At 67.6% G+C, this 23,103-nt stretch carries 16 protein-coding genes and 1 tRNA gene; 14 read left to right on the top strand and 3 right to left on the bottom strand.

The window, feature by feature from the left end; translation table 11 throughout:
- Nucleotide 1: 1 nt before the first annotated feature.
- The 13 genes from JGR64_RS07830 (at nucleotide 2) to pnp (ending at nucleotide 15,237) form a co-directional block, all read left to right on the top strand.
- The gene (locus tag JGR64_RS07830; protein WP_199372814.1) at nucleotides 2-652 is read left to right on the top strand and encodes an NADH-quinone oxidoreductase subunit J; all 651 of its coding nucleotides are present in this window, start codon (nucleotides 2-4) and stop codon (nucleotides 650-652) included.
- Nucleotides 653-660: 8 nt separating this feature from the next.
- Nucleotides 661-975, top strand: coding sequence for an NADH-quinone oxidoreductase subunit NuoK (gene nuoK, locus JGR64_RS07825; RefSeq protein WP_199373235.1), 315 nt, complete (start codon nucleotides 661-663; stop codon nucleotides 973-975).
- A gap of 3 nt (nucleotides 976-978) precedes the next feature.
- Entirely contained in the window at nucleotides 979-3,063 is a 2,085-nt protein-coding gene (gene nuoL, locus JGR64_RS07820) for an NADH-quinone oxidoreductase subunit L (RefSeq protein WP_199372813.1), read from the top strand.
- 13 nt (nucleotides 3,064-3,076) lie between these two features.
- On the top strand, nucleotides 3,077-4,588 hold the full coding sequence (locus JGR64_RS07815) for an NADH-quinone oxidoreductase subunit M (RefSeq protein WP_199372812.1): 1,512 nt from the start codon (nucleotides 3,077-3,079) through the stop codon (nucleotides 4,586-4,588).
- 28 nt (nucleotides 4,589-4,616) lie between these two features.
- Nucleotides 4,617-6,074, top strand: a complete 1,458-nt coding sequence (gene nuoN, locus JGR64_RS07810; RefSeq protein WP_199372811.1) for an NADH-quinone oxidoreductase subunit NuoN — start codon at nucleotides 4,617-4,619, stop codon at nucleotides 6,072-6,074.
- 62 nt (nucleotides 6,075-6,136) lie between these two features.
- Nucleotides 6,137-6,213: transfer RNA gene (locus JGR64_RS07805), tRNA-Met, on the top strand.
- A gap of 185 nt (nucleotides 6,214-6,398) precedes the next feature.
- Nucleotides 6,399-6,998 carry a ribosome maturation factor RimP gene (gene rimP, locus JGR64_RS07800; RefSeq protein ID WP_199372810.1) on the top strand — a complete coding sequence of 200 codons (600 nt, stop codon included), beginning with the start codon at nucleotides 6,399-6,401 and terminating at the stop codon, nucleotides 6,996-6,998.
- Nucleotides 6,999-7,005: 7 nt separating this feature from the next.
- Nucleotides 7,006-8,517 (top strand): transcription termination factor NusA, encoded by a 1,512-nt coding sequence (gene nusA / locus JGR64_RS07795; RefSeq protein WP_199372809.1) that lies wholly within the window; start codon nucleotides 7,006-7,008, stop codon nucleotides 8,515-8,517.
- A gap of 94 nt (nucleotides 8,518-8,611) precedes the next feature.
- Entirely contained in the window at nucleotides 8,612-11,188 is a 2,577-nt protein-coding gene (infB, locus tag JGR64_RS07790; RefSeq protein WP_199372808.1) for a translation initiation factor IF-2, read from the top strand.
- Entirely contained in the window at nucleotides 11,185-11,571 is a 387-nt protein-coding gene (gene rbfA, locus JGR64_RS07785; protein ID WP_199372807.1) for a 30S ribosome-binding factor RbfA, read from the top strand. The genes infB and rbfA overlap by 4 nt, the downstream gene beginning before the upstream one ends.
- 9 nt (nucleotides 11,572-11,580) lie before the next feature.
- Nucleotides 11,581-12,564, top strand: a complete 984-nt coding sequence (gene truB / locus JGR64_RS07780; protein WP_199372806.1) for a tRNA pseudouridine(55) synthase TruB — start codon at nucleotides 11,581-11,583, stop codon at nucleotides 12,562-12,564.
- A 178-nt stretch (nucleotides 12,565-12,742) separates the two neighbouring features.
- The gene (gene rpsO, locus JGR64_RS07775) at nucleotides 12,743-13,003 is read left to right on the top strand and encodes a 30S ribosomal protein S15 (RefSeq protein WP_199372805.1); all 261 of its coding nucleotides are present in this window, start codon (nucleotides 12,743-12,745) and stop codon (nucleotides 13,001-13,003) included.
- Between the two features lie 125 nt (nucleotides 13,004-13,128).
- Nucleotides 13,129-15,237, top strand: a complete 2,109-nt coding sequence (gene pnp, locus JGR64_RS07770) for a polyribonucleotide nucleotidyltransferase (RefSeq protein WP_199372804.1) — start codon at nucleotides 13,129-13,131, stop codon at nucleotides 15,235-15,237.
- Nucleotides 15,238-15,753: 516 nt separating this feature from the next.
- Here the strand turns inward: pnp and JGR64_RS07765 are convergent.
- The 3 genes from JGR64_RS07765 to JGR64_RS07755 all read right to left on the bottom strand — a co-directional run bounded on the left by JGR64_RS07765 (nucleotide 15,754) and on the right by JGR64_RS07755 (nucleotide 20,573).
- Nucleotides 15,754-17,292: a DUF1501 domain-containing protein gene (locus JGR64_RS07765; RefSeq protein ID WP_199372803.1), complete on the bottom strand. Its 1,539-nt coding sequence runs from the start codon at nucleotides 17,290-17,292 to the stop codon at nucleotides 15,754-15,756.
- 10 nt (nucleotides 17,293-17,302) lie between these two features.
- Nucleotides 17,303-19,042: a DUF1800 domain-containing protein gene (locus tag JGR64_RS07760; RefSeq protein ID WP_199372802.1), complete on the bottom strand. Its 1,740-nt coding sequence runs from the start codon at nucleotides 19,040-19,042 to the stop codon at nucleotides 17,303-17,305.
- A gap of 127 nt (nucleotides 19,043-19,169) precedes the next feature.
- Nucleotides 19,170-20,573, bottom strand: a complete 1,404-nt coding sequence (locus JGR64_RS07755; protein WP_199372801.1) for a GntP family permease — start codon at nucleotides 20,571-20,573, stop codon at nucleotides 19,170-19,172.
- A gap of 173 nt (nucleotides 20,574-20,746) precedes the next feature.
- Between JGR64_RS07755 and JGR64_RS07750 the strand changes: the two genes are divergently transcribed.
- Nucleotides 20,747-22,963, top strand: coding sequence for a TonB-dependent receptor (locus JGR64_RS07750; protein WP_199372800.1), 2,217 nt, complete (start codon nucleotides 20,747-20,749; stop codon nucleotides 22,961-22,963).
- Nucleotides 22,964-23,103 lie beyond the last annotated feature (140 nt).

Raw genomic sequence — 23,103 nt, 5'->3', positions numbered from 1 at the left:
CATGGACTTCGCCCTTCTCGCTTTCCTGGCATTCGCCTCGGTCACCGTGGTGTCGGCCGTGGCCGTGATCAGCGTCCGCAACCCGGTGCACGCCGCGCTGTTCCTGGTGCTGACCTTCTTCACCGTGGCCTGCACCTGGATCATCGCCGGCGCCGAGTTCCTGGGCGTCGCGCTGGTGCTGGTGTACGTGGGCGCGGTGATGGTGCTGTTCCTGTTCGTGGTGATGATGCTCGACATCGACGAAGAACAGATGCACCAGGGCTTCGTGCGCCACCTGCCGGTCGGCCTGCTGGTCGCGGTGGTGATGCTGGTCGAGATCCTCACCCTGATCGGCGTCAAGGCGTTCGTTGCCACCCCGTTCGCCGCGGATCCCGCGGTGGACAGCGTGGAGGTGTCCAACACCGTCTGGATCGCGCGCCGCCTGTTCACCGACTTCCTGCTGCCGTTCGAGGTCGCCGCGGTGATCCTGACCGTGGCCGTGATCGCCGCGGTCACCCTGACGCTGCGCCGCCGCGAGGGGACCAAGCACCAGAATCCCGCGCAGCAGGCGCGCGTGCGTGCCGGCGATCGCCTGCGCATGGTCAAGATGTCGTCCTCGGTGCACGTGGCCGACGACACCCCGGCGCCCGACGCCGGCGGGGAGGAGAAGTAATGGAGTTCATGGGACAGGGCCTGGCCCTCGGCCACTACCTGGCGCTCGGTGCGGTGCTGTTCTGCATCAGCGTTGCCGGCATCTACCTCAACCGCAAGAACGTGATCGTGCTGCTGATGTCGCTCGAGCTGATGCTGCTCGCGGTGAACATCAATTTCGTCGCGTTCTCGCGTGAGATGAACGACGCGGCGGGGCAGGTGTTCGTGTTCTTCATCCTCACCGTGGCCGCGGCCGAGGCCGCCATCGGCCTGGCCATCCTGGTCACCCTGTTCCGCAACCGGCGCACCATCAACGTCGCCGAACTCGACACGTTGAAGGGCTGACCGATGCCTGTCACGGAAATCCTGATCTCGAAGACGGTGCTGCTGGCGATCGTGCTGGCTCCGCTGCTGGGCGCCATCCTCGCCGGCCTGTTCGGCCGCCAGGTGGGTCGCGCCGGCTCGCACACCATCACCATCCTCGGCGTCGCCGTGAGCTGCGCGCTGTCGGGCCATGTGCTCTGGCAGCTCGCGGGGCAGGGCGCCTCGCCGTTCAACGAGAACATCTACACCTGGTTCCAGGTGGCGGGCTACGAAGCGCACGTCGGCTTCATGGTCGACAAGCTGACCGCGATGATGATGGTCGTGGTGACCTTCGTGTCGCTGCTGGTGCATGTCTACACCATCGGCTACATGGCCGAGGACCCGGGCTACCAGCGCTTCTTCAGCTACATCAGCCTGTTCACGTTCTCGATGCTGACGCTGGTGATGTCGAACAACTTCTTCCAGCTGTTCTTCGGCTGGGAAGCGGTGGGCTTGGTCTCGTACCTGCTGATCGGATTCTGGTTCAAGCGCCCGTCGGCGATCTTCGCCAACATGAAGGCGTTCGTGGTCAACCGCGTCGGCGACTTCGGCTTCCTGCTCGGCATCGCCGGCGTGCTGTACTGGTTCGGCACCCTCGATTACGCCACGGTGTTCGCCAACGCCAGCGACCGCATCGGCGGTGGCCAGGTGATCGAGATCTTCGACGGCCACGCCTGGTCGGCGGCCACGGTCGTATGCATCTGCCTGTTCGTGGGCGCGATGGGCAAGTCGGCGCAGGTGCCGCTGCACGTGTGGCTCCCGGACTCGATGGAAGGCCCGACCCCGATCTCGGCGCTGATCCACGCCGCGACCATGGTCACCGCCGGCATCTTCATGGTGGCGCGCATGTCGCCGCTGTTCGAGCTGTCGGAGACCGCGCTGCAGTTCGTGCTGTTCATCGGCGCCACCACCGCGTTCTTCACCGGCCTGATCGGCATCGTGCAGAACGACATCAAGCGCGTGATCGCGTACTCCACGCTGTCGCAGCTTGGCTACATGACCGTGGCGCTGGGCGTGTCGGCGTACTCGGCGGCGGTGTTCCACCTGATGACCCACGCCTTCTTCAAGGCGCTGCTGTTCCTCGGCGCGGGCTCGGTGATCATCGCGCTGCACCACGAGCAGGACATGCGCCGCATGGGCGGCCTGCGCAAGTACATGCCGGTCACCTTCTGGACGATGCTGCTCGGCACGCTGGCCCTGATCGGCACGCCGTTCTTCAGCGGCTTCTACTCGAAGGACACCATCATCGAAGCGGCCAAGCACGCCTCCGCGAGCATGGGCTGGGTGGGTACCTACGGCTACTGGGCCGTGCTGGCCGGCGCGTTCGTGACCTCGTTCTACAGCTTCCGCCTGCTGTACCTGACGTTCTTCGGCCGCGAACGCTTCCGCGACGCGCCGGCCGACGACCACGGCCATGACGCGGCCCACCACGATGACGACCACGCGCATCACGGCCCGGTCGAACCGCGCGAATCGCCGTGGGTGGTCACGCTGCCGCTGGTGCTGCTGGCGATTCCGTCGGTGCTGATCGGCTTCTTCACCGCGGGCCCGATGCTGTTCGGCACCGACTGGAGCGGCCACCACGAGGTGCTCCCGTTCTTCCTCGGCGCGATCGACGTCGCCGCCGCGCGCGACACGGTGGCGATGGTGGGCGAAGCGATGTGGCACGGGCCGGTGGCCTTCGCCACGCACGGCTTCATGGCGCCTGCTTTCGTGCTGACCGTGGCCGGCTTCGTGCTCGCGACCGTCATGTACTGGTGGAAGCCGGAGCTCGCGACCAGGGCGCGCCGCGTGTTCGCGCTGCCGGTCAAGGTGCTGGAGAAGAAGTACTGGGCCGACGACCTGTGGATCGGTGGCCTGGCTGGCGGCAGCGTGCTGCTGGGCGAGGCTTCCAACCTTGTCGATCGCCGCGTGATCGACGGGGCCATTGTCAACGGCTCCGCGAACAGCGTCGGCCTGGCAGCGCGCGTGCTGCGCAAGCTGCAGACCGGGCGCCTGCCCGACTATGCATTCGCGATGATCCTCGGCCTGATCGTGCTCCTGGCCGTTGTCATCCACTACTGGACCTGACGGAAGACGATACGTGTCGAACTGGCCTCTCCTCAGCATCCTCATCTGGCTGCCGATCCTCGGTGGCGCGCTGGTGCTCGCGCTCGGCAACAGCCGCGCCAACGCCGCCCGCTGGCTGTCGCTGGCGATCGCGCTGGTGGCGTTCGCCATCAGCATCCCGCTCTTCACGGGCTTCGACCCCGCCGTGGTCGGCATGCAGTTCGTCGAGGCGCGCGAGTGGATCCCCGCCTACGACATCCAGTACCACCTGGGCGGCGATGGCATCTCGGTCGCGCTGATCATCCTCACCACGCTGGTCACCGCGCTGGTGCTGGTGGGCGCGTGGACTTCGATCGACAAGCGTGTCAGCCAGTACTACGCGGCGATGCTGATCCTCGAGGGCCTGATGATCGGCGTGTTCTCGGCGGTCGACGCCATGCTCTTCTATGTGTTCTTCGAAGGCATGCTGATCCCGATGTTCATCATCATCGGCGTGTGGGGCGGGCCGCGGCGCGTGTACGCGTCGGTCAAGTTCTTCCTGTACACCTTCCTCGGCTCGGTGTTCATGCTGGTCGGGCTGATCTACCTCTACCTGAAGGCCGGCAGCTGGCAGTTGCCCGACCTGTACGCGCTTCCGCTCGATGCCACCGAGCAGGCCTGGCTGTTCTTCGCGTTCCTGATCGCGTTCGCGGTCAAGGTGCCGATGTTCCCGGTACACACGTGGTTGCCGGACGCGCACGTCGAGGCGCCGACCGGCGGCTCGGTGATCCTGGCGGCGATCATGCTGAAGATCGGCGGCTACGGCTTCCTGCGCTTCAGCCTGCCGATCGTGCCCGACGCCGGCCACGAGTGGGCCTGGCTGATGATCGCGCTGTCGCTGATCGCCGTGGTCTACGTGGGCATGGTGGCGCTGGTGCAGGACGACATGAAGAAGCTCATCGCCTATTCGTCGGTCGCGCACATGGGCTTCGTGACGCTGGGTACCTTCATCGCCTTCGCGCTGGTGCGCGATGTCGGCAACACCGATGCGGCGCGGCTCGGCCTGCAGGGTGCGATGGTGCAGATGGTGTCGCACGGGTTCATCTCGGGCGCCATGTTCAGCTGCGTCGGCGTGCTCTACGACCGCATGCACACGCGCATGATCCGCGACTACGGCGGCGTGGCCAACGTGATGCCGTGGTTCGCCGTGCTGTTCGTGTTCTTCGGCATGGCCAACGCCGGCCTGCCGGGCACGTCCGGCTTCGTGGGCGAATTCATGATCGTGCTGGCGTCGTTCCAGCACCACCCGCTGATCGCCTTCACCGCCGCGCTGACGCTCATCATCAGTGCCGGTTACACGCTGTGGCTGGTCAAGCGCGTGCTGTACGGCGAGATCGGCAATGCCCATGTCGCCGAGATGAAGGACATCAACGGCCGCGAGATCCTGGTGCTGGGCGTGTTCGCCGCCGGCGTGCTGCTCATCGGCGTGTGGCCCAAGCCCCTGATCGACCTGATGGAACCGTCCATCGCGCAACTGGCGACCATGCTCGCCAACAGCAAGCTTTGAGGAAGACCCCGCGATGATGCCTGGAGCAATGACCCCGCCCATCCGGACGCTGGCCGACATCGCGCCGCTGGCGCCCGAGTTCGTGGTGGTGCTTGGCGCGTTTGCGCTGCTGATGCTCGACCTGTTCATCGGCGAGCGCCGCCGTGTGGTGACCCACGTGCTGGCCGTGCTGGTGCTGGTGGCCGCCGCGGTGCTGGCGTTCACCGGCGTCGGCGGGCAGGGCACCGTGCTCGGCGGCATGTTCGTGCGCGACCCGGTCGCCGACGTGCTGAAGACCGTGCTGGTGCTGCTGAGTGCCGCGTCGCTGGTCTATGCCTGGTCGTTCATGCGCGAACGCGACCTCTACAAGGGCGAACTGCCGGTGCTGGTGATGTTCGCCACCGCCGGCATGATGCTGCTGGTCTCGGCCGGCAACCTGACCCTGGTCTACGTCGGCCTGGAGCTGCTGGCCCTGTGCCAGTACGCGCTGGTGGCGATCGACCGCGACAGCCCGGTCGCGTCCGAGGCGGGCATGAAGTACTTCGTGCTCGGCGCGCTGGCATCCGGCCTGCTGCTGTACGGCATGTCGCTGGTCTACGGCGCCACCGGCACCTTGGACCTGGCGACCCTGCGCGAAACGGCGATGGGTCTCGAAGGCGGCACGGCTACCCTGCTGCTCACCGGCACCGCGTTTATGGTGGTCGGCATCTGCTTCAAGTTCGGCGCCGCGCCATTCCACATGTGGCTGCCCGACGCGTACCACGGTGCGCCCACGCCGATCACCCTGTTCATCGGCTCGGCGCCCAAGCTCGCCGTGTTCGGCATGGCCTACCGCCTGCTCGAGGACGGCCTTGGCGGCGGTGCGCTGCAGGACCAGTGGCAGCTGCTGCTGGCCGGCATCGCCGCGCTGTCGCTGGTGGTCGGCAACCTGTTCGCGATCGCGCAGGCCAACCTGAAGCGGATGCTGGCGTACTCCACCGTGTCGCACGTCGGCTTCCTGCTGCTCGGCTTCGCCGGCGGCGGGGTGGAAGGCTACGCGGCGGCGATGTTCTATGCGATCAGCTACGCGCTCATGGCGGCGGCGGCGTTTGGCGCGATCATCGTGCTGTCCAACCGCGGCTTCGAGGCCGACCGGATCGACGACTTCCGCGGCCTGAATGCGCGCAGTCCGTGGATGGCCGGGCTGGTGCTCTGCATCATGGCCTCGATGGCCGGCGTGCCGCCGTTCCTCGGGTTCTGGGCCAAGCTCGCCGTGCTGCGCGCGGCACTGCAGGGCGACCTGATGTGGCTGGCGATCGTCGGCATCGTGTTCGCTGTGGTGGGTGCGTTCTATTACCTGCGCGTCATCAAGGTCATGTACTTCGACGAGCCGGTGGGTGCCCCCTTGAAGGCCCGCGACGACGCACCGCTGCGCGCCCTGTTCGCGGTCAATGCCTTGTCGCTGCTGGCGCTGGGCGTGTTCTGGAACCCGGTGATGGCCTGGTGCCAGGCGGCGTTCGCCGCCTGACCGCCCGGGAACGTCCGAGGGCTTGCATTGCCCGGGACGTTCCTTCATAATTCCGCTTCTGCTGCGGGGTGGAGCAGTCTGGCAGCTCGTCGGGCTCATAACCCGAAGGTCGCAGGTTCAAATCCTGCCCCCGCTACCAGCTTTTCGCGGTCGACGAAAAGCCTCCAAGGAGGCTTTTTTGATTACGGAGAGTTTGGGCTCGTCCGGTGCGCAATGAGGCGCGCCGGCACCGGATCCAGCAGTATCGGACAAGGGCCCATTGGGCCCTTTGTTTTTTTTTGCGCCCCCAAAGCGCGACGGCATCCGGAAGAGGAGGAGGCAAACGTGACGGACAAATCAACCGACATCGCCAACCTGCTGTCTCCGACCGTGGCCGCGTTGGGGCTGGAACTGCTGGGCGTGGAATACCTGTCGGCGCCCGGCAGTGCCGTGGTGCGCCTCTACATCGAGCGTCCCGGCGCCGAAACGTCAGCGGAAACGCAGGGCGTGGGGATCGAGGACTGCGAGGCCGTGAGCCGCGAGGTCTCGGCCCAGCTCGACGTCGAGGATCCGATCAGCGGCAACTACACGCTTGAAGTGTCGTCGCCGGGCGTGGACCGCCTGCTGTTCAAGTCGGCACACTTCGCGCGGTTCCTTGGCGAGCAGGCCAAGGTCACCCTGCAGCTGCCGCAGGAAGGCCGTCGCCGCCTGACGGGGCGGATCGCGGCGGTGGAAGGCGAGACCATCACATTTGAAGTCGACGGCCAGCCGATCGCGGTGGCCGCCGGCAATATCGACAAGGCGCGGCTGGTACCCGACTGGGTCGCCCTCGGCTACGGGCCGGCGAAGGACGCCTCCGGGCGTGACGACCGCCCCGGCAAGGGCACGCCGCACAACAGACAAACCAACAAGCCGGCGGCCTCCAAGCCGTCCCGTGCGGAGTGATACAGAGATGAGCAAGGAACTGTTGCTGGTCGTCGACGCCGTCGCCAATGAAAAGGGCGTGCCGGAGTCGGTCATCCTTGAGGCCATCGAGGCCGCACTGGCCACCGCGGCCAAGAAGCGCTACCTCGAGCAGGACGTGCTGACGCGCGTGACCATCGATTCCAAGGACGGCAACTACGAAACGTTCCGCCGCTGGGAAGTGGTGGCCGACGACGTGGTGATGGAGTCCCCGGACCGCCAGATCCGCCTGATGGACGCGATCGACGAGGCCGAGGGCGTCGAGGTCGGCGACTACATCGAGGAGCAGATCGAGAACGTCGACTTCGGTCGCATCGCGGCGCAGGCGGCCAAGCAGGTGATCGTGCAGCGCGTGCGCGAGGCCGAGCGGCAGCAGGTCGTGGATGCCTGGAAGGACCGTGTCGGCGAGCTGGTCACCGGCGTGGTCAAGCGCGTCGAGCGCGGCAACGTCTTCGTCGACCTCGGTGGCAACGCCGAAGCCTTCATCCCCAAGGACAAGGCGATCCCGCGCGACGTCGTGCGCGCCGGCGACCGCATCCGCGGCTACCTGTACGACGTGCGCAGCGAGCCGCGCGGCCCGCAGCTGTTCATCAGCCGCGCCGCGCCTGAATTCATGATGGAACTGTTCAAGCTCGAAGTGCCGGAAGTCGGCCAGGGCCTGGTGGAAATCAAGGCCTGCGCGCGTGATCCCGGCGACCGCGCCAAGATCGCCGTCGTGGCCTATGACACCCGCACCGATCCGATCGGCGCCTGCATCGGCATGCGCGGTTCGCGCGTGCAGGCCGTGAGCAACGAGCTCAACGGCGAGCGCGTCGACATCGTGCTGTGGTCGGACAACCCGGCGCAGTTCGTGATCAATGCCATGGCGCCGGCGGAAGTGCAGTCGATCGTGGTCGACGAGGACAAGCACTCGATGGACCTCGCGGTGGCCGAAGACCGCCTCGCGCAGGCGATCGGCAAGGGCGGCCAGAACGTGCGCCTCGCCAGCCGCCTGTCGGGCTGGCAGCTCAACGTGATGACCCAGGACCAGGTGGCCGCGAAGTCCGATGCCGAGCAGGCCACGGCGCGCGCCCTGTTCCAGGAGAAGCTCGAGGTCGACGAGGAAATCGCCACGATCCTGGTCACCGAAGGCTTCAGCACGGTCGAGGAAATCGCCTACGTGCCGGTCGGCGAGCTGCTGGCGGTGGAGGGCTTCGACGAGGACATCGTCGAGGAACTGCGCGCCCGCGCCCGCGACGCGCTGCTCAACGACGCGCTGGCTGTCGCCGAAGAGCTCGACGAGAACGCGCCGGCGGACGACCTGCTGCAGCTCGAAGGCATGGACGACGAGACCGCGTTCGCGCTGGCGTCGCACGGCGTGCGCACCAGCGAGGACCTGTCCGACCTGGCCGCCGACGAAGTGCTGGAGTTCGGCATCGAGGGCCTCGGGCTCGAGCGTGCCGCCGCCCTGATCCTCGCCGCGCGCGCCGAAGAGATCGCGCGTTTGGAAAGCGAGGGCTGACAGTCAGGGGTCCAGGCCCCCGACCAGAAAGCACCCAGAATTGATCCATCTCCATAGCGCGGCACATGCCGACGCCAAAGGAACCGGAAGCCGAATGTCGCAGCAAACCACCATCCGCAAGCTGGCCGAACTGGTGAACACGCCGGTCGAGAAACTGCTTGAGCAGCTGTCCGAAGCGGGCATGTCGTTCAGCAATCCCGACCAGGTCGTGACCAGCACCGAGAAGGTGAAGCTCCTCGGCTTCCTGCGCCGGACCCATGGCCGCACCGAAGTGGTGGCCGAGGATCCGGTCGCGCCGAAGAAGATCACCCTCAACCGCAAGAGCACGCTCACCGTGGGCGGCGGCAAGAACAAGCCGACCGTCGACGTCGTCGTGCGCAAGAAGGTCACGCTGGTGAAGCCCGGTACGGGCCCGCAGGGCATGACCGAGGACGAGGAGCGCGCCGACATCCTGCGCAAGCTCGAGGAGTCGCGCCAGCGCAACCGGGACGAGCAGGAGCGCCTGGCCGCCGACGACCGCCGTCGCGCCGAAGAGATCGAGGAGCGCAAGCGCGCTGCAGCCGATGCCGAGGCCGCGCGCCTGCGCGCCGCGGCAGCGCCCGTCGCGCCCGAGGCCGGCGACGGCGATGCCGTCCGCAAGCCCGCAGCGACCCACGGCCATGGCCATCCCAAGCCGGCCGCGCCGCGCAGCGATGACCGCGGTGCCGCCAAGCCCAAGGGCGCACGCGGTTCGCACCAGGCACCCGCCGGTGGCGAGGACGACGACAGCGCCGCGCGCTTCGCCGGCAAGATGCATCTTTCCGCCGCCGATCGTGCGCGCCGCAGCACCGCGCGCCCGAAGGCGCGCCCGCAGCGTGGCAGCAACCGCGACCAGAGCCGCACCGGCACCGGCTTCACCCGGCCGATCGCGCCGGTCGTGCGCGAAGTCGCGATCGGTGAAGCGATCACCGTCGCCGACCTCGCGCAGAAGCTGGCGATGAAGGGCGGCGAGGTGGTCAAGGCGCTGTTCAAGATGGGCGTGATGGCCACCATCACCCAGTCCATCGACCACGACACCGCGATGCTGGTCGTCGAGGAGCTCGGCCACACCGCCGTTCGCGCAGACGCCGACGACGCCGAGAGCGAGCTGCTCGCGCATGGCGAAGGCATCCAGGGCGACAAGGTGGCGCGTCCGCCGGTGGTCACCATCATGGGCCACGTCGACCACGGCAAGACCTCGCTGCTCGACTACATCCGCCGCACCAAGGTTGCCACCGGTGAAGCCGGCGGCATCACCCAGCACATCGGCGCATACCACGTCGATACGCCGAAGGGCGTCATCAGCTTCCTCGACACGCCCGGCCACGCCGCGTTCAGTTCGATGCGTTCGCGCGGCGCCAAGCTCACCGACATCGTGGTGCTGGTGGTTGCGGCCGACGATGGCGTGATGCCGCAGACCATCGAGGCGATCCAGCACGCCAGGGCCGCCAAGGTCCCGCTGATCATCGCCATCAACAAGATCGACAAGTCCGAAGCCGACCCGCAGCGGATCAAGAACGAACTGCTGACCCACGAGATCGTCGCCGAGGAATTCGGCGGCGACACGCAGATGGTCGAGCTGTCGGCCAAGACCGGCGACGGCGTGGACGACCTGCTGGATGCGATCGGCCTGCAGGCCGAGGTGCTCGAGCTGAGCGCGGTCGCCGACGGCCGTGCCGCGGGCGTGGTGATCGAGTCCTCGCTGGACAAGGGTCGCGGCCCGGTGGCCACGGTGCTGGTGCAGCAGGGCATGCTCAACAAGGGCGACTACCTGGTGTGCGGCATCGAGTACGGCCGCGTGCGTGCGCTGTTCAACGAGAGCGGCGTGCAGGTCGACGGCGCCGGCCCGTCCATCCCGGTGCAGGTGCTGGGCCTTTCGGGCGTGCCCGATGCCGGCGACGATTTCGTGGTGGTCGAGGACGAGCGCCTCGCCAAGGACGTGGCCCAGCAGCGCGAGACCAAGCGCCGCGAGCAGCGCCTGGTGCAGGCCGCGGGCAACCGCATGGAAGACATCATGGCGCAGATGGGCGGCGGCCAGCAGCTCGAGCTGCCGCTGGTGGTCAAGGCCGACGTGCAGGGCTCGGTGGAAGCACTGCGCCAGGCGCTCACCGCGCTCTCCAACGACGAGATCCGGGTCAACATCATCCGCTCGGGCGTGGGTGCGATCACCGAGTCCGATGCCAACTCCGCGGCCGCCTCCAAGGCCACGATCATCGGCTTCAACGTCCGCGCCGATGCGTCGGCACGCAAGCTGATCGAATCCACCGGCCTCGACCTGCGCTACTTCTCGATCATCTATGACGTGATCGACCAGGTGAAGCAGGTGGCGTCGGGCATCCTCGGCGTCGAGATCCGCGAGGACATCATCGGCACCGCCGAGGTGCGCGAGGTGTTCCGCAGCTCCAAGTTCGGCGCGGTCGCCGGCAGCATGGTCATCGAGGGCGTGGTCAAGCGCCACAAGCCGATCCGCGTGCTGCGCGACGAGACGGTCATCTTCGAGGGCGAGCTGGAATCGCTGCGCCGCTTCAAGGAGAACGTCGACGAGGTCCGCGTCCATACCGAGTGCGGCATCGGCGTGAAGGCGTACAACGACGTCAAGCCGGGCGACAAGATCGAGTGCTTCGAGCGCGTCGAGGTCCAGCGCACGCTGTGAAGAAGTCCTTCCACAGAACCGACCGCGTGTCCGCCCAGCTCCGACGCGAGCTGGGCACCCTCGTGCGCGACGCCGTCGCCGAGCACGGCCTGCCGTCGCTCAGCGTTTCCGACGTCGAGATCACCCGCGACATGGCGCATGCCAAGGTCTTCGTGACCGCGCTCGACCCCGAGCGCGCCGCCGAGGCCATGAAGGGCCTGAAGGCGGTGGCGTACGAGGTCCGCTACCGGCTCGCGCATAGCGTGAAGATGCGCCACGTGCCGGAGCTGCATTTCCATTACGACGACTCCGTCGACCGCGGCGAGCGCATCGAAAACCTCCTGCGCGAAGCGGGTGAGCTTGGCGACCTCGATGACTCCGGCGAGCCCGGCAGCGGGGACTGATCCCCCGCGATGACTGCCAAGCCACGTACGCGCTTCCGCAAGCTCGACGGCATCCTGCTGCTCGACAAGCCGCGCGGGCTGAGTTCCAACCAGGCGCTGCAGCGCGTCCGCCACATGTTCCGCGCCGAGAAGGGCGGCCATACCGGCAGCCTCGACCCGCTGGCCACCGGCCTGCTGCCGGTGTGCTTCGGCGAAGCCACCAAGATCGCCGGGGGCCTGCTCGGCGCGCGCAAGGCCTACGACGTGGTCGCACGCCTGGGCCAGGTCACCGATACCGACGACGCCGACGGCCAGCTCCTGCGCGAGCGCCCGGTGCCGCTGCTCGACGTCGCCACCCTCGATGCCGCGCTGGCGGCGTTGACCGGCCACATCCAGCAGCGGCCCCCGATCTACTCGGCGCTGAAGCGCGGCGGTGAGCCGCTTTACGCCAAGGCCAGGCGCGGGGAGCTGGTGGAAGTCGAGCCGCGCCCGGTCGACGTGCACGCATTCACGTTGCTGTCCGCCGCCGATCTCCTCGACGTGCCCGGCGACGGCCGTCCGCCGCACATCCTGCGCCTGCGCGTGGAATGCGGCTCCGGTACCTACGTGCGCAGCCTGGTCCGCGACCTAGGCGAAGCGCTGGGCTGCGGGGCGCACGTGGCCGAACTGCGGCGCCTGTGGGTGGACCCGTTCCGTGACCCGCGGATGTGGACGCTCGACGATCTCGCCGCGCTGGCCGCGCGCGGCGAGCATTGCCTCGAATCCTGCCTGCTGCCCATCGAGGCCGGGATGGACGCCTGGCCGCGGGTGTCCGTCGGTGCGGCCGACGCCGCGCGCCTGTCGTACGGGCAGCGCGCGGTCGGGCCATTCAGCCCGCAGGGCGAAGTGGCGATCCATGGCCCCGACGCGCGCGTGCTCGGCCTGGGCGAAGTGGATGCCGATGGCGCGTTGCGGCCGCGCCGCATGTTCGCCTGGGCCTGTGCCCAACCGACAGGCGGTGCCGCCCAGGCCTGAGCCTGCCTTGTCCGGAGGGTGCCCGCAGGCTACAATCTTCCGGCTTTTTCGAGTCAAATCCGGCGCTTCCGCGCCGATCACGTTCCATCGCTCGCGGCGGGTCACGTGGTGCCCGTTCATGCCAACCGGCATGCAACGGCGTTCCTGCGGTCCACGCATCACCAGAAGGTTCCACAGCATGTCCATCGACACCGGCAAGATCATTGAAGACAACAAGCGCGGCGACGCCGACACCGGCTCCCCGGAAGTCCAGGTCGCCCTGCTCACCGCGCGCATCGTGCACCTGACCGAACACTTCAAGGCGCACAAGCAGGACCACCACAGCCGCCGCGGCCTGCTGATGATGGTCAACCGCCGTCGCAGCCTGCTCGACTACCTGCACCGCAAGGACAGCGCGCGCTACAAGGCGCTGATCGAGAAGCTCGGCCTGCGTCGCTGATACAACCCCACCGCGGCGCAGAAATGCGCCGCGGTTTTATTTCGGCGCGCCGGCAGTGCGCGCCACCCGGCACGGGGCAAGGGTCCCGTCCGGTTCATCGCAAGAGTCATCGAGGAATCACCAACGTGGCAAAAGTCATCAAGAGCTTCGAGTACGGCAACCGCACGGTCACCATCGAGACCGGTGAGATCGCCCGCCAGGCAGGCGGCGCGGTCATGGTCTCGTGCGAGGGCACCATGCTGCTGGTCAGCGCGGTCGCCAACAAGACCGCGCGCGAAGGGCAGGACTTCTTCCCGCTCACCGTCGACTACCAGGAGAAGTTCTACGCCGGTGGCCGCATCCCGGGTGGTTTCTTCAAGCGCGAGGGCCGTCAGACCGAGAAGGAAACGCTGATCTCGCGCCTGATCGACCGCCCGATCCGCCCGCTGTTCCCGGACGGCTTCCGCAACGAAGTGCAGATCATCGCCACGGTGATGTCGATGAACCCCGAGGTCGACGGCGACATCCTCGCCCTGATCGGTGCCTCGGCCGCGCTGTCGCTGTCGGGCGCGCCGTTCGACGGCCCGATCGGCGCCGCCAAGGTCGGCTACAAGGACGGCCAGTACCTGCTCAACCCGACCATCTCCGAGCTGAAGGATTCCGAGCTCGAGCTGGTCGTCGCCGGTACCGCCAATGCGGTGCTGATGGTCGAGTCCGAAGCCAAGGAGCTGTCGGAAGACGTGATGCTCGGCGCGGTGATGTTCGGCCACCAGCAGATGCAGGTCGCGATCGAGACCATCAACGCCCTGGTTGCCGAGGCCGGCAGGCCGAAGTGGAGCTGGACCGCGCCGGCTGCGGACGAAGGCATCGTGCACGCCATCCGCACCGCGATCGGCGACCAGCTCGCCTCCGCGTTCCAGGTGCGTGACAAGCTCGAGCGCAAGGACGCCATCTCGACCGTCAAGAAGGCCATCCTGAACGCGCTTGCGCCGCATGCCGAGGCCAATGCCTGGGCGGCCGGCGACCTCCACAAGGAGTTCAGCGAGCAGGAATACCAGACCATGCGCAACTCGGTCCTCAAGACCAGGGTCCGCATCGATGGCCGCGCGCTCGACACCGTCCGCCCGATCGCCAGCCGCGTCGGCATCCTGCCGCGCGTGCACGGCTCGTCGCTGTTCACCCGTGGTGAAACGCAGGCGATCGTCGCCGTCACGCTGGGCACCGCCCGCGACGGCCAGATCATCGACGCCGTGTCCGGCGAGTACAAGGAACACTTCCTGTTCCACTACAACTTCCCCCCGTATTCGGTGGGCGAAGCCGGCCGCATGATGGGCCCGAAGCGTCGCGAGATCGGCCACGGCCGCCTTGCCAAGCGCGGCGTGCTTGCCGTGATGCCGACGATGGAAGAGTTCCCGTACACCATCCGCGTCGTGTCCGAGATCACCGAATCGAACGGCTCCTCGTCGATGGCGTCGGTCTGCGGCTCGTCGCTGGCGCTGATGGACGCGGGCGTGCCGATCAAGGCGCCGGTCGCGGGTATCGCGATGGGCCTGGTGAAGGAAGGCGACGACTATGTCGTGCTGTCCGACATCCTCGGTGACGAGGACCACCTCGGCGACATGGACTTCAAGGTTGCCGGCACCACCAACGGCATCTCGGCGCTGCAGATGGACATCAAGATCCAGGGCATCACCGAGGAGATCATGAAGGTCGCGCTGGCCCAGGCCAAGCAGGGCCGCCTCCACATCCTCAAGGAAATGGAAGCCGCGCTGACCGCGCCGCGTTCGGAACTGAGCGAGTTCGCGCCGCGCCTGATCACCATCAAGATCCACCCCGACAAGATCCGCGAAGTGATTGGCAAGGGCGGTTCGGTGATCCAGGCGATTACCAAGGAAACCGGCACGCAGATCGACATCCAGGACGACGGCACGATCACGATCGCATCGGTCGACGCCGCCGCTGGCCGCGCCGCCAAGGAGCGCATCGAGCAGATCACCTCCGACGTCGAGCCGGGCCGGATCTACGAGGGCAAGGTCGTCAAGCTGATGGACTTCGGTGCGTTCGTCACCATCTCCCCCGGCAAGGACGGCCTGGTCCACGTGTCGCAGATCTCCAACGAGCGTGTCGAGAAGGTCGGCGACGTGCTCAAGGAAGGCGACATGGTCAAGGTCAAGGTGCTGGAAGTCGACAAGCAGGGCCGCATCCGCCTGTCGATGAAGGCGGTCGAGGAAGGCGAGGGCGTGGTCGGCGAGTAAGCCGCACGCGTCACTGCCCGGTTAACTCCGGACACAAGAAGAGCGGGCTCAGGCCCGCTCTTTTTTTTCGTTAACCGGTACCGGAGAAACGTCCCTGGGGAACGACTGCTTGTTCGCCGCTGTTGGCCTGGAGGCCCCGGTGGTGGCCGTGAGGCCTTCGCGGCTCATGTCCCCCGGATCCGCCTGGCGGCGGATGCCTCCTCCTTGACTTCCCCGCGAAGGCCTCCCGGCCACTCCGGGGCTCCGCGTAGCCCGCGGGTACCGAAGAGCAGCCGCCCGATCGCGAGGCGTGCCTGTGCTCTTCAAAGCACCGCGGATTGCTGCATACCGGGTGCCAAAGCCCTTGAGGGCGAAGTCAAGGAGGAGGCGATGGCCCAAGGCCATCGCCGGGGGACATGAGTCCTCAAGGGCTTTGGTACCCGGCACTGCGCGTCAAATCCGCCTCCCCTGGAATATGAGAAGATCTTGCACGTCCCGCCGTCGCGCCGATCGCGGCACAACAGTGGCTGACGGGACTCAGGACGCCAGGCGGGTGAGCATGCGCTGCACGCGCATCCTCGCGCGCACCGCGTTGCGACGCAGGGCGCTGAGGCCGCGTGCCAGGCGGTTTGCACCCGTGTCCGCGGTGGAGTGGGCCGTGCCTTGGATCGACTCGCCGTAAACCGGCTGGCGATGGCGCGCCAGCGCCCTCAGGCGTGTGCGCGAGGAGGGAGGCGTACCGTATTCGGGCGGCAGGTCGCTGCCCTGGAACAGCCCCAGCGGCACGTAGCCGGTATAGGCCGGGAACACCTGCCCGAGGCGGTTGTTGCCCATCCGCCGGATGAGCAGTTCCGACAGGATCTGGCGGTAGTCGGTGGCGACCGGGATGTCGCCGAAGTAGGGCGACAGCACCTCGGGATCCAGCCCCATCCACTGGCCGTAGAAGCGACGCCCGTTGACCGGGCCGCCGAGCACCAGCATCGGGTTGCCGTAGCCGTGGTCGGTGCCGCCGCTGCCGTTCTGGCGCACCCGGCGGCCGAACTCGGACTGCACCACCACCGTCACCCGCGACGCCTCGCCCCCGGCGGCCATTTCGACGTAGAACGCGGTGAGCGCCTGCGACAGCTCGGCGATCTTGTTCTGGTAGTAGTGATAGCCGCTGCCGGCGGTGCCCTGGCCTTCGTGGGTGTCCCAACCGCCCAGGTCCACCGCCGCGTAGCGCAGGCCGACGCCGAAGCGGATCGACTGCGCCACCGTCCACAGCTGGCGCGCGAAGGTGCTGGTGGGCCAGCCGACGGGCAGGGTGGCGCTGTAGGGCTGCGCACGCACCATCCGCAGCGACTGTTCGGCAAGCGCGGCCTGGCGTTCGACCGCGCTGCGCCCGGCGAGGTATTCCGCCAGCAGGTCGTTGACGCCCAGCACCCCGGCGGCACGTCCACCACCACCCTCGCGCCACTGCCAGGGCCCGGCATTGAGTGCGAAATCGGTGGGCGCGCCCATCGACAGCGCATCGGTGCCGCCCAGCATGTTCGCGGGCTGCCGGCTGTTGACCGCGAGCATCGGCAGGGCCGCGCCGCCCGCGGCGCCCGGATCGCTGCTCCAGGCGCGCGTCAGCCAGCCGCTGCCACCGCCCTGTTGCCCGGGCGTGCCGAGGTCGCAGTACAGCTGGGCATCGAAATGGCTGCGGGTGACCGTGGTCTGCATGCCGCAGCCATGCACGATCGCAAGCTTCGACTCGCTCCAGAGTTCGTGCAGCCCGATGGCCGACGGATGCAGCCCGAAGCCGGTTGCGGCGCCGCCGGCGAGGCTGAGCGGCAGCGCCGCGTATGGCCCGGTGGCGGCGATGGCCAGCGAGGGGCGGGCCTGCTCGTAGTGGATGCGGTCCCCGCCGGCGGTCGGCACCACCAGGTTCAGGCCGTCGATGCCGCCGCGCAGGAACACATGCACGAGGGTGTCATGCGGAGTGCCCGCGAACGCCGGACGCGAATACAGCAGCGCGGGCGCGGCGCCGGCGATGGCCGCGGTGGCGCAGCAGCCCTTGAGGAAGTCGCGGCGCGAAAGCTCGATGTCGACCATGCCTGCGTCCTCAGCGGTTTGAGAATTCTGGCGACATCAACAGCATGGACACCATGCTGCGCAGCCGGTCGTGGTTGTAATGTCCCTTGAGGTCGCTGCCGCGCCACGCGTTGTCATCGAGGATGACGGTGTTGTCGATGCTGCCGTTCTGCGCCATGAACCGGTAGAGCATCTGCAGGCGCGCCGCGGCGGGGGCATGGCCGAGGACGCGCTGGCACCAGAAGTCGACCAGCGCTCGCGGCGTCCACTGCGCGACCGCGGCGCGCGACGTCTCCACGATCGGCATCAGCCGCTGCGTGCCGTCGCTGGCTTCCGTCAGCCAGCCGAGCATCTTCCAGGTCATCGCGAAACTGTTGGCGCCGGACCAGGCCATGGCCGTGTCGGGATAGCCATTGGGCGCCGGCCAGTCGTAGGGCGAGTGGCCGGTCGCACCCAGGCGCCACATGAAATCGTTGCTGCGGTCGTGGTCGGGCCGCAGGGTCCAGTCGGCGCCCGCGGCGCGCATCGCAGCTGCGACCACTTCGGACGGCCGGCGGCGTTTGCCGTCCCAGCCTTCGCGCGCCACTTCGGAGCGAAGGATATGGCGCAGCACCAGGCGGAGCTGATCCGGGCTCTGCCACTGCGCGCGGAAAATCGCCGCGGCGCTGTTCACCAGCGACTGCGGCGGCATGTCGGTGGCGAAGTGTCGGATCAGCTTGCGGCAGATGAACTTCGCGACGCATGGGTGGCTGGCGATGCGGTCCAGCACGTCGCGGCCATCCTTCAGCGCGGCCTGCTCGGGCAGCAGGTACATGCCGAGCACCATTTTCGGCCCGGTGTCATGGTCGCTGGCGTTGTAGACGAACGTGCCGTCGCCGCCGGCGCCGGTACGCACGCTCCAGCCGGTGAATGCGGCCGCGGTTTCGTACACGTCGATGTCGGTGTAGCCGATCGGGTAGGTCGGGTCCTCCGGGCACGGCGGCACCGCGGATGGATTCACGAAGCCGAGGTAGTTCTCCGCACCGAAGGTGTGCAGCTCCAGCAGTTCGCGCGCGAAATTCTCGTTGGGGCCCGAACGCCGGTTGGTGCGGTTGTCGAGGAAGAACATCATCGCCGTGCTGCGCGCCATCGCCTCCAGCATGGCGCGGAAGTTGCCCATCGCGTGGCTGCGCATCACATCGCGGTTGTAGTGCACGTACACCGGGCCGGCGTCGTAGTCGCTGAGCATCACGTTGAAGTGGTCGTGCCAGAACGTGGTCACGCGCTCATGCAGCTGGCGGCGCGAGAACACCGCGCGCACCAGCGAGGCGCGCTGCACCTCCCACGCCGGGAGCATCCGCACCTCGTAGGCCGGCCCGCTGGCGACGTGGTCGGCCCACAGCTGGGGCAGGGTCTTGGCGAGGGTGCTGTAGCCGGCGGCGGCGAGGCGTGCGTCCAGCGCCGAGTCGCTGATCGACTCCCAGGCCAGCTGCTGCTCCAGCATCGCCTCGTAACGGGCGACATCGTTGTTGCCGAGGGCGTCGAACTCCTGCTTCGCGGTCGGCGTGATGCCGTACCCGAGGCGGTGCCATGCGCGCACCCACGCCGGTGGACGGGCAAGCGTTTCCTGCGGAGGCCGGAAACGGGGATCAGGCGCGCCGGGTGGCGGCGGAGGCGCCGGCGGGATGTCGCGGGGCGGGCGCGTGGCCGCCTCGATCGAGTATCCGCCATGGCGCCGCGCCGGCACGTTGTCCATTGCGCGGCGGCGGCTTGCCACCTTGGTGTCGGCCATCTTGTATCCCCGGTCAGGTCGGACGCAGTCCCTCGATGACTATTGCGGATTTGCTCCGCTCGGGATGTGACCCACTGCCGGGATCATGCACCAGCGCGCGGGCCCGCCCGCGCGCCGGCTCGCCGGGTCAGACCCAGCCGGTGAGATAGAACGTGGCGATGATGAAGAACACCGCCAGCGTCTTGATGATGGTGATCGCGAAGATGTCCTTGTAGGCCTGCCGGTGGGTCAGGCCGGTCACCGCGAGCAGCGTGATCACCGCGCCGTTGTGGGGCAGGGTGTCCATGCCGCCCGAGGCCATCGAGGCGACGCGGTGCAGCACCTCCATCGGGATGCCGGCGGCATTGGCGTTGGCGATGAAGCTGTCGGCCATCGCCGCGAGCGCGATCGACATGCCGCCCGACGCGGAGCCGGTGATGCCGGCCAGCGCGGTCACCGTGACCGCCTCGTTGACCAGCGGATCGGGGATCGAACCGAGCGCGTTGGCCACCACCAGGAAGCCGGGCAGCGCCGCGATCACCGCGCCGAAGCCGTATTCGGACGCGGTGTTCATCGACGCCAGCAACGCGCCGCCGATCGCGGACTTCGTGCCTTCCGCGAACTGCGTGAACACCGTGCGCCAGGCGAACACCAGCACCGTGGCGATGCCGATCAGCAGCGCACCCTGCACGGCCCAGATCGCCGAGATCTTGGCGACTTCCTGGACCACCGGCGCCGGGTTGCCGACCACCGCGGGGATGAAGCTGTGGCTGGCGCCGTACACGCCGGGCAGCAGCCGCGTCAGCACGAGGTTGGACACGCCCACCATCACCAGTGGCAGCAGCGCGACCAGCGGATTGGCGAGCTTGCCGCCGACGAACTCGACGGGTTCGTTGAGGAGCGTCGCCGGATCGCCGTAGCCTTCGCCGGCGCGGTGCGCCACGCGCCGGCGCCACTCCAGGTACAGCATGCCGAGGATGATGATGAACACCCCGCCCAGCGTGCCCAGCACCGGCGCGGCCCAGGTATCGGTGCCGAAGAACGCGGTCGGGATGATGTTCTGGATCTGTGGCGTGCCGGGCAGCGCGTCCATGGTGAAAGTGAACGCGCCGAGCGCGATGGTGCCGGGGATCAGGCGCTTGGGGATGTCGCTCTGGCGGAAGAGCTCGGCCGCGAACGGGTACACCGCGAACACCACCACGAACAGCGACACGCCGCCGTAGGTAAGCAGCGCGCAGACGATCACGATCGACAGCATCGCCCGCTGCGCGCCGACCACGCGGATGGTCGCGGCCACGATGGATTTGGAGAAGCCCGAGATCTCGATCAGCTTGCCGAACACCGCGCCCAGCAGGAACACCGGGAAGTACAGCTTCAGGAAGCCGACCATCTTGTCCATGAACAGGCCGGTGAACATCGGCGCGACCAGCGACGGGTCGATCAGCAGCACCGCGCCCATGGCGGCGATGGGGGCGAACAGGATGACGCTGTAGCCGCGGTAGGCCACCAGCATCAGGAAACACAGTGCCGCGAGCACGATCAGGAACGACATCGACGGGTCCTTGCGATCGTGCCACGCACGATTCCACGGACGACAGTGTCGTCAGCGCCCGGCATCGCGGCCCATTGTCCGAAGGTACGATGCCCAGTCCGCAGCGTGATCCCTAGGCTTGTCATCAAGGCGGCATTCGGCCGCACGTACATGCATATTCCTAGGGGAACACGATGAAGCGAGCCAAGATCCCGCACACCGCACTGAGCCTGGCGATCGCCCTCGGGCTCTCGTCGCCGGTGGCCTTCGCACAGGACACCGCTGCCGGTACGCCGGAGCAGCAGGCGGCCAGCAGGAGCGCCACCACGCTGGGTGGCATCACGGTGACCGCGCGCAAGCGTGAGGAAACCCTGCAGGACGTGCCGGTTGCGGTCACCGCATTCACCCCCGACGTGCTGGACAAGCTCAACATCCGGGACATCGGCGACCTCGATGCGCAGGTCCCCAACCTCACCATCTACGCAGCGCGCGGCTCGAGCAGTGCCGCGACCGCCTACATCCGCGGCGTCGGTCAGTCCGATACGTTGTGGGGCGTCGATCCGGGCGTGGGCATCTACCTCGACGACGTCTATATCGCACGTCCCCAGGGCGCGCTGCTCGACGTGTTCGACGTCGGCCGCGTCGAGGTGCTGCGCGGCCCGCAGGGCACGCTGTACGGCAAGAACACCATCGGCGGTGCGATCAGGTACATCGGCCGCGAGCTGCCGAAGGAACTCGACGGATATGCGTCGGTGACCGTGGGCAACCACAACCAGCTCGACGTCAAGGGCGGAATCGGTGGCCCCATCGGCGGCACCGAGGCGCTGCGCGCGCGCCTGTCGGTTGCGAGCATGAACCGCGACGGGTACGGCACCAATCTTCTCAATGGCCAGGACGTGAGCGACAAGGAGATCAACGCGATGCGCTTCCAGCTCGGCGCGTTCGCGAGCGAATCGTTCGACGTGCAGTTCGCGCTTGATTACCTGGATGACCAGTCCGGCGTGCGCGGCGCGAAGATGCTGGCGGTGAACAACAATCCGCTGATCCCGGTGTCCGGCGTGGCGCCGCTCGACAGCCGCTACGACATCCGCAGCGGAATGCCCAACGTCAACGACACGGAGATGAAGGGCGGCTCGGTCACGGTCAACTGGCGTCCCAACGAAGACTGGGCGGTCAAGTACATCGCTGCCAAGCGCGAGTCCGATACCGAGACCAACATCGACTTCGACACGCTGCCGGAGAAGATCGCCGACGTGAAGGCGTTCTACAGCGACGAGCAGATCAGCAACGAGCTGCAGGTGAACTACGACGCCGGTGGACGCGCCCGTGGCGTCGTGGGCCTGTATGCCTTCGACGGTGATGCCGGTGGCCAGGTGCTCAACAACTTCTTCAACCTGTCGTTCGGCGACACGCAGGGCACGGTCAACACCAAGAGCATCGCGGTTTACACCGACTGGTCGTTCGACCTGACCGAGCGCCTGAACCTCGACGTCGGCGCGCGCTACACCGACGAGGACAAGCACGCGGTCGCCTACAATATCGGTTACACCGACGCGACCTTCACCGTTCCCAGCGGCGCCGTGGCCGCCAACTTCGACAAGACGGTGAACTTCAAGAACGTGTCGCCGAAGCTGGCCCTGAGCTACGAGGTCACTCCGGACGTGATGGTCTACGGAACGGCGTCGCGCGGGTTCAAGTCGGGCGGGTTCAACATCCGCGCCAACACCACCGCCGTGCCGCGCTCGGGCGACCCCTTCGACGACGAGAAGGTCGACAGCCTCGAAGTCGGCAGCAAGATGTCGATGCTGGACGAGCGCCTGTTCCTGAACCTGGCCTACTTCCACAACAAGTACGAGGACATCCAGCTGTCGGTGTTCACCGCGCTGCCGGGCGGGGGCTTCTTCGGTGACTTCACCAACGCGGGCAAGGGCACGGTCCAGGGCGTGGAGGTCGAGTACCAGTACCTGCCGACCGAGAACTGGGTGATCAGCGGCAACCTGGCCTGGCTGGACGCCGAGTACGACGAGTTCATCACCGGTGGCGTCAACGTCGCCGACAGCCAGCGCTTCACCAATGCACCCGAGTTCTCCGGGGCCTTCAACGTCGAGTACCGCACCGACCTTGCCAATGGCGGCAACATCTCGGCGCGCGTGGGCTACTCGTACCAGTCCGAGGTCTGGCCGACCACCGACCTGAGCCCGGTGATCAGGCAGGACGGCTACGGCCTGGTCGGCGCCGGCGTGACCTGGCGCGTCAACGACTCCTGGTCGTTCTCGCTCCAGGGCAGCAACCTGGCCGACAAGGAGTACCGCACCACCGGCTACAACCTGGTCAGCTCCGGGCTTGGCGTGTTGACCGGCTTCTACGGTCCGCCGCGCCAGTACGGCCTGACGGCGCGCTACGACTTCTGAGCCGCGCCTGCAGGATGACGACTTCGGCGACCGGGGAAACCCGGTCGCCGTTTTTCATGGCGGTGCGGCTGTCTTATGCTGCGGCGGTGAACGGAAGGCCGGCGGGCATGCGCGCGAGCAAGTGGGAACGATGATGGAGG

Origin of the sequence: Luteimonas sp. MC1572, assembly GCF_016615815.1 — a bacterium.
In the GTDB taxonomy this organism is placed as follows: domain Bacteria; phylum Pseudomonadota; class Gammaproteobacteria; order Xanthomonadales; family Xanthomonadaceae; genus Luteimonas.
This window is presented reverse-complemented; position numbering and strand designations above follow the sequence as displayed.

What these genes read in the sequence shown, in the direction of transcription:
- rpsO (WP_199372805.1), top strand. Translation starts at nt 12,743, where the DNA reads ATGTCCATCGACACCGGCAAGATCATTGAAGACAACAAGCGCGGCGAC.
- nusA (WP_199372809.1), top strand. Translation starts at nt 7,006, where the DNA reads ATGAGCAAGGAACTGTTGCTGGTCGTCGACGCCGTCGCCAATGAAAAG.
- nuoN (WP_199372811.1), top strand. Translation starts at nt 4,617, where the DNA reads ATGACCCCGCCCATCCGGACGCTGGCCGACATCGCGCCGCTGGCGCCC.
- JGR64_RS07830 (WP_199372814.1), top strand. Translation starts at nt 2, where the DNA reads ATGGACTTCGCCCTTCTCGCTTTCCTGGCATTCGCCTCGGTCACCGTG.
- nuoL (WP_199372813.1), top strand. Translation starts at nt 979, where the DNA reads ATGCCTGTCACGGAAATCCTGATCTCGAAGACGGTGCTGCTGGCGATC.
- JGR64_RS07750 (WP_199372800.1), top strand. Translation starts at nt 20,747, where the DNA reads ATGAAGCGAGCCAAGATCCCGCACACCGCACTGAGCCTGGCGATCGCC.
- JGR64_RS07765 (WP_199372803.1), bottom strand. Translation starts at nt 17,292, where the DNA reads ATGGTCGACATCGAGCTTTCGCGCCGCGACTTCCTCAAGGGCTGCTGC.
- JGR64_RS07760 (WP_199372802.1), bottom strand. Translation starts at nt 19,042, where the DNA reads ATGGCCGACACCAAGGTGGCAAGCCGCCGCCGCGCAATGGACAACGTG.
- truB (WP_199372806.1), top strand. Translation starts at nt 11,581, where the DNA reads ATGACTGCCAAGCCACGTACGCGCTTCCGCAAGCTCGACGGCATCCTG.
- JGR64_RS07755 (WP_199372801.1), bottom strand. Translation starts at nt 20,573, where the DNA reads ATGTCGTTCCTGATCGTGCTCGCGGCACTGTGTTTCCTGATGCTGGTG.
- nuoK (WP_199373235.1), top strand. Translation starts at nt 661, where the DNA reads ATGGGACAGGGCCTGGCCCTCGGCCACTACCTGGCGCTCGGTGCGGTG.
- infB (WP_199372808.1), top strand. Translation starts at nt 8,612, where the DNA reads ATGTCGCAGCAAACCACCATCCGCAAGCTGGCCGAACTGGTGAACACG.